Genomic DNA, 6,261 nt, shown 5'->3' with positions numbered 1-6,261 from the left:
GCCCAGCCAGCGCCGGACGAGGCCGGGGTCGTCGACGGTCGCCGACAGCCCCACCCGCCGCATTCCCGGGGCGAACTGCTGCAGGCGGGCCAGATGCAGCGACAGCAGATCGCCGCGCTTGCTGGGCCAGATGGCGTGGGCCTCGTCGATGATGACGCAGGCGAGGTCGGCGAAGTATTCGCGGGCGCCCTCCCAGGCACAGAACAGGCCCAGTTGTTCGGGTGTGGTCAGCAGGATGTCGGGCGGACGCAGGCGCTGGCGAGCCTTGCGGCTCTCGCCGGTATCGCCGGTGCGGCTCTCGGCGACGATTTTCAGACCCATCTCGCGGATCGGGGTCATCAGGTTGCGCTCGACATCGACCGCCAGCGCCTTCAGTGGCGAGATGTAGAGCGTATGCACCCCGGCCGGTGAGTTGCGCGGCGGGCGCTCGGAGAGGTCAATCAGGCTGGGCAGAAAGCCCGCCAGGGTCTTGCCGCCGCCGGTGGGGGCGATCAGCAGGGCGCTGCGACCGGCCCGGGCCTTGTCCAGCATGTCCAGTTGGTGCGCCCGCGGGGCCCAGCCGCGCGCGGCGAACCAGTCCTGGAATCTGGGGGGAAGGGCATCGGCCGCTGGCATCCCGAAGGCTATAGCATGTTCCCGTTCCGTTTCCAGATGGGCCGTGCCGGGCATGCCTGTGTTCGGGTGGCCGCATGGGCGTCAGGATGATGATCTGGAGCCACTTTCGTCTCGGCCAGTTCCATCAAAACCTCATGAGCCCTAGGCTCTGCCGTGCTGTCGCAATCGGAGTGGGTCGATGAGTCGTCGTTTCGCGGGTTCTGTCCTGGCCCTGTCCCTGACCTTCGGTGCAGCGCCGACCCTGGCGGCGGCCCAGGATCTGTCGGTTTCGCCCCAGCGGCTTTCGGACATCACCCGCGACCTGTCGTCAGAGGCCTTTGCCGGACGGGCTCCGGGAGGGCCGGGCGAGGGCCTGACGGTCGACTATCTGGTCAGCCGGTTCAAGGCGCTCGGCCTGGAGCCGAGCGGCGATGACGGGTCCTGGACCCAGACCGTGCCGCTTGTCCGTCTCAAGCCCGAAGGGCCGGTAACCCTGGGCCTGGCCACCGCCGGAGGGTCCCTTGCGGTCAAGCAGGCCCAGGAGATCCAGATCAGCACCCTGCGGCCCGTGGACAGGGTTACCTTCAGGGACGCGCCGCTGGTCTTTGTCGGCTACGGCGTGACCGCACCGGAGCGGGGCTGGGACGATTTCAAGGGCGTAGACCTCAAGGGCAAGATCGCCGTCATCCTGATCAGCGACCCGGATTTCGAGGCCGGACCGGATGAGCCCGTAGCCGGCAAGTTCGCGGGCAAGGCGGCCACCTACTATGCGCGCTGGACCTACAAGTACGAGGAAGCCGTTCGCCGGGGCGCGCTGGGCGCGCTCATCGTTCATGAGGCTCCCGGCGCTGGCTACGGCTGGTCGACCGTGATCGCGCCGGCCGGCGAGGGCTATGACATCGTGCGAGATGATCCCGCTCGGGAAAAGCTGCTGGTCCAGGGCTGGATCCAGCGGGACGCCGCCGCGGAGCTGTTCCGGCGCTCGGGGCAGGACTTCGAGGCGCTGAAGCTCGCCGCGCGGCGGGCCGACTTCAGGCCGGTTCCTCTCGCGGGGGCCAGTCTGTCGGCCGACTTTGCGGTTCGCCATGAGCGGATGGACAGCCGCAACATCCTGGCGCGCCTGCCGGGGACCAGCCATCCGGACGAAACCATCCTCTATGCCGCCCACTGGGATGCGTTCGGCATCGGCGCTCCGGATGCCCAGGGCCGGACCATCCGCCCGGGGGCGGCCGATGATGCGATCGGCGTCGCCGCCGTGCTTGAAACCGCCCGTACTCTTGCCGCAGGGCCGCGCCCGCAGCGCTCCATCCTGTTTGCGGCCTGGACCGCCGAGGAGCGGGGCCTGCTGGGCTCGGAATACTACGCCGCCCGCCACGAGGCCCAGTTGTCGAAGATGGTGGCCAATTTCACTTTCGATGTCCTGCAGACCAAGGGGCCGGCCCGCGACGTGGTGCTGGTCGGAGCCGGGCAGAACGCGCTGGAGGACCGGCTGGCGCAAGCGGCCCTAGCCCAGGGCCGGACCATCACCCCGGATGCCCGGCCGGAACGGGCGCTGTTCTACCGCGCCGACCATTTCTCGCTGGCCAAGCGCGGGGTGCCGGTCCTGCTGCTGATGGGGCTCGGTGGCGGAGCGGATCTGGTCGAGGGCGGTCGGGCCGCCGGGGAGGCCTGGGTCGCCGACTACACGGCCCGCTGCTACCATCAGACCTGCGATGCCTGGAGTGCCGACTGGGACCTGCGGGGCGCGGCCCAGGATGTCGAGCTGACCGTCAGGGTCGGCCAGGACCTGGCCAATTCGCGCGTCTGGCCGGACTGGAAGGCCGGATCCGAATTCAAGCCGATCCGCGCCGCGACGGCCGCCAGCCGTCCCTGAGGCCCCGGGGGCGACAGTTCACGTTCCGTCGGCGCGCGAATGGCGATAGGGTCTGGCCGTGTCCCACGCTGCGCCGACTCTCGACCTTGCTCCTGCCCTGGTAGTCCTGCCCGGCCCCCGTGCCGGCTACGCCGACGGCGAGGGCACCGGCCGCCTGATGCGGGCTCCCGATGCCCGGGACTTGCTGGAGCATGGACCGGTTCTCGTGGCGCACGCCGCCATGACCGCGCGGCGTCTCAACATGCATGCGCCGGCGCGAGGGCCTCGCCTGTTCGATGTGCTGGAGCTTTATGCCTTTACCCGGCCGGCGACGTTCTGCGCGCCGTCGTCTGTGGGACTGGCCATGGCCCTGGGCCTTCCCGAGCCGAAAGGCGCGGCCGAGCAGGCCGCCACCCTGCGCCTGGCGGCCGATGCCCTGCTGGCTGAGCTGCGCCTGACCCCGCAGCCGTCGCGCGAAGAGGCCCTGGCCGTCGCCGAGAGCATGGCCAAGGCCGGCTGGGCCTGGGGACCTGCGGTGATCGGTGCCCTGCGCTCAGCCCCGGTCGGCAACCAGTTTCGCAGCTCGGGTCTGGATGTCTGGGCCCGCATCGTCGAATGGGAAGATCAGGCACCGGTCGGTGAGCCCGGTACCCGGCCCATCGATCCCGACCGGGTTGCCGAGCGCCTGACCGAGTTGCTGCAGCGCTCGGGGCTGGACGAGGTCCGCGAGGCCCAGGCCATCTTCGCCCGCGAGGCGGCCTTTGCCTTTCAGCCGCGCGAGCGTGAGGGCGAGCCGCGCATGATGCTGGCCGAGGCGGGCACAGGGGTCGGCAAGACCCTCGGCTATCTGGCACCAGCCTCCCTGTGGGCGGAAGCCAATGGGCCGTCGGTCTGGATCAGCACCTATACCCGGGCCCTGCAGCGTCAGATCGAGCGCGAAAGCCAGTCGATCTATCCGGATCCGGCGGTCCGGGCCCGCAAGGCGGTGGTGCGCAAGGGCCGCGAAAACTACATCTGCCTGCTGAACTTCCAGGAGCAGATCAACGGTGCCCAGCTGGGCAATGGCGACCTGATCGGTCTGGCCCTGGCCGCCCGCTGGGCCCGGGCGACGCGGGATGGCGACATGACCGGCGGTGACTTCCCCGCCTGGCTGCCGACCCTGTTCTCGATCGCCCCCGTCCAGCAGGCCAGTCCGGCCAATCTGGTCGACCGGCGCGGCGAGTGCGTCCATGCCGGCTGCCAGCACTATCGCATCTGCTTTATCGAGAAGGCCGTGCGGGCCTCCAAGCGGGCCGACATCGTCATTGCCAACCATGCGCTGGTCCTGACCCAGGCCGCCTTTGACGGCGCGCGGGCGGCGCGGGGCCTGAAGGGCGACAACGAGACCACCTCGGTCAAGCGCGTGGTCTTCGACGAAGGCCACCATCTGTTCGATGCCGCCGACAGTGCCTTCTCCGCCGCCCTGTCGGGCGCGGAGGCGGCCGAACTGCGCCGTTGGATCCGGGGCCCCGAGGGCCGTGGCCGCCGTGGCCGGGGTCTGGAGGCGCGTTTGCTCGACATCCTGGGCGACCGCGAAGGCGCCCGTCAGGCCCTGACGGCCGTGCTCCACGCAGCCACGGCCCTGCCGGGCGAGGGCTGGTCGGGCCGCATCGCACCGCCGGATGGCCAGGCCAATCCGATCGGCCCGATCGAGACCTATCTGGTGGCCGTCATCGAGCAGCTCCGCGCCCGCTCCAGTGACCGCGGCGGATTCGAGCAGGGGCTGCAATGCGCAGCACGACCGGCCGTCGATCTGGTCCGCGAGCGGGCCGGTGAGGCGGCCAAGGCCCTGGCCGGCATCGAAGCCCCGCTTCTGGCCCTGGCGCGGCAGCTGGAGGATGTGCTCGACGAGGACGCCGAGCATCTCGGCGCCTCGGAACGGGCCCGGATCGAGGGCGCCTTGCGCGGCCTGGACCGTCGGGCGCGCATGACCCTGCCGGCCTGGCGCTCGATCCTCAAGGCGATCGACGAGGATGCCGAGGACGATCCGGATTTCGTGGACTGGTTCGAGGCGACCTTCCTCTATGGCCGGGTGGTCGATGCCGCCTGCCGCCGACACTGGGTCGACCCCACCGAGCCCCTGAGGGCGGCCGTCCTCAGTCCCGCGCATGGGGTTCTGGTGACCAGCGCGACCCTGACCGACCCGGCGCTTGATGATCCCTTCGCCCTCGCCGAGATGCGGACGGGCGCGGCGCGCCTGCCCCAGACGCCCAAGGTGCTGCGGCTGGTCTCGCCGTTCGACTATGCCCGCAATGCCCGCGCCTTCGTGGTCACGGACGTCAACAAGGAGGATGCCCGACAGGTCTCCGCCGCGATGCGGGAGCTCTTCCTGGCCGCCGGAGGGGGCGGGCTCGGGCTCTTCACCGCCATTCGCCGCCTGAAGGCCGTTCACGAGAAGATCGCCGCGCCGTTGGCTGATCAGGGCCTGGCCCTCTATGCCCAGCATGTCGATCCGCTGGAGGCCGGCGCGCTGGTCGACATCTTCCGGGCCGAGGAGGATGCCTGCCTGCTGGGCACCGACGCCATCCGCGACGGGATCGACGTGCCGGGCCGGTCGCTGCGCCTGCTGGTCTTCGACCGCGTGCCCTGGCCGCGCCCGGACATCCTGCACAAGGCCCGCCGGGCCCGGTTCGGCGGCAAGGGCTATGACGACTCCACGGCCCGGGCCCGGATCAGCCAGGCCTTCGGACGCCTGATCCGCCGTGCTGACGATCGGGGAGTCTTCGTCATGCTGGACGCTGCGGCACCGACGCGCCTGTTCTCGGGGCTTCCGGAGGGTATAACGGTTGAGCGCCTCAGCCTCGTCGAGGTGATTGAGGCCACTGCCGCATTTCTGTCAGAGAAATCAGCTAAAGACCCGAATTGACTATCCTTTCAGAGCTAGGGGCGGGGAAGGTTTCATGGCTCGCGTCATCGGGGCGTACCTGGCGGCCTTGGCGCTGATGGCACCGGCCGCAGCCCATGCCGAGGAGTTTGTCCGCAGGGATTGTCAGCCTGTCGTCCAGCCCACGGACGCCCTGAAGTTTGAAACCGATCGCCATGCGCTCTGGTACCGGCGCTTCTGGACGGGGTCCTGCGCCGACGGCTTGCCGCTTTGCTTCCCGGGCACGCCCAACTGGAACGAGATTGTCAGCAGGCTCGTGGCCCGGGGCGGACCGCAGGATCGGTCAGTGCTTTTGCCCAAGGCCTGCCGGCTAGGCCAACTGATCGGCCTGGAATGGGCGCGCGACAAGCGCATCCAGCGCATCAGGACCGCCGACCTCAAGGTTTTCAACACGATGCTGGAAGCCGCCGGCGATCCGCTGACGGGTCTCGAGCGGGTGGAAGGCAAGGCCCAGGCGATGATTGCGGGCCGTTGATGGTGGTTCGACCCCAAAGCCGTCGAAAATCCGCAATCAATCGGGTCTAGAGGGACTTGGGGGGAGCGGCAGAGCGGAGCGTCTTGATGACCAGGCCAGCCTATCCGAACGATCCCGCCATAGACGAGGCTGCGGCCCCGGCCCAGGCTCTTTCTGCCCGGGCCCTGGTTCGTGCGGTGCGCTGGCGCAGCGGCCTGTCGCAGGCCGAGTTCGCAAGGGCTTTCCATATCGATGTCGACCGGATTACGGCGCTCGAACAGGGCGAAGTCCGGCCCGACGCGGCCCTGACGGCCTATCTCCGGGTCATTGACCATGCCCCCGGCGTGGTCCGGGAAGCCCTGGACCGGGCCGGGCTTTAGGGCTGACCCTGCCTCCAAAGGGCATGCGGCTGCGTAACTCTGAATGACGCGCATCCGT

The 6,261-nt window shown here is 69.6% G+C and carries 5 protein-coding genes; 4 read left to right on the top strand and 1 reads right to left on the bottom strand.

Annotated elements, in window-relative coordinates; genetic code table 11:
- On the bottom strand, window positions 1-615 hold a 615-nt coding region (locus DBR10_RS20265), incomplete at its 3' end, for a DEAD/DEAH box helicase (RefSeq protein WP_233243459.1).
- Between the two features lie 178 nt (window positions 616-793).
- Here DBR10_RS20265 and DBR10_RS16815 point away from each other — a divergent pair.
- The 4 genes from DBR10_RS16815 to DBR10_RS16800 all read left to right on the top strand — a co-directional run bounded on the left by DBR10_RS16815 (window position 794) and on the right by DBR10_RS16800 (window position 6,203).
- Window positions 794-2,467 carry a M28 family metallopeptidase gene (locus tag DBR10_RS16815; protein WP_108504711.1) on the top strand — a complete coding sequence of 558 codons (1,674 nt, stop codon included), beginning with the start codon at window positions 794-796 and terminating at the stop codon, window positions 2,465-2,467.
- 157 nt (window positions 2,468-2,624) lie between these two features.
- Window positions 2,625-5,351 (top strand): ATP-dependent DNA helicase, encoded by a 2,727-nt coding sequence (locus DBR10_RS16810; protein ID WP_442861126.1) that lies wholly within the window; start codon window positions 2,625-2,627, stop codon window positions 5,349-5,351.
- 34 nt (window positions 5,352-5,385) lie between these two features.
- The gene (locus DBR10_RS16805) at window positions 5,386-5,844 is read left to right on the top strand and encodes a hypothetical protein (protein ID WP_108504710.1); all 459 of its coding nucleotides are present in this window, start codon (window positions 5,386-5,388) and stop codon (window positions 5,842-5,844) included.
- 86 nt (window positions 5,845-5,930) lie between these two features.
- Entirely contained in the window at window positions 5,931-6,203 is a 273-nt protein-coding gene (locus tag DBR10_RS16800; protein ID WP_108504709.1) for a helix-turn-helix domain-containing protein, read from the top strand.
- Window positions 6,204-6,261: the final 58 nt, after the last annotated feature.

Source organism: Caulobacter sp. HMWF025 (genome assembly GCF_003060965.1).
Taxonomy (GTDB): Bacteria; Pseudomonadota; Alphaproteobacteria; order Caulobacterales; family Caulobacteraceae; genus Caulobacter.
Note: the sequence above shows the minus strand (reverse complement) of the source record. Positions and strands in the feature narration are given on the sequence as shown.

Bases quoted from the DNA above. Each gene is read 5' to 3' on its own strand.
- DBR10_RS16815 (WP_108504711.1), top strand. From the start codon at position 794: ATGAGTCGTCGTTTCGCGGGTTCTGTCCTGGCCCTGTCCCTGACCTTC.
- DBR10_RS16810 (WP_442861126.1), top strand. From the start codon at position 2,625: ATGCGGGCTCCCGATGCCCGGGACTTGCTGGAGCATGGACCGGTTCTC.
- DBR10_RS16805 (WP_108504710.1), top strand. From the start codon at position 5,386: ATGGCTCGCGTCATCGGGGCGTACCTGGCGGCCTTGGCGCTGATGGCA.
- DBR10_RS16800 (WP_108504709.1), top strand. From the start codon at position 5,931: ATGACCAGGCCAGCCTATCCGAACGATCCCGCCATAGACGAGGCTGCG.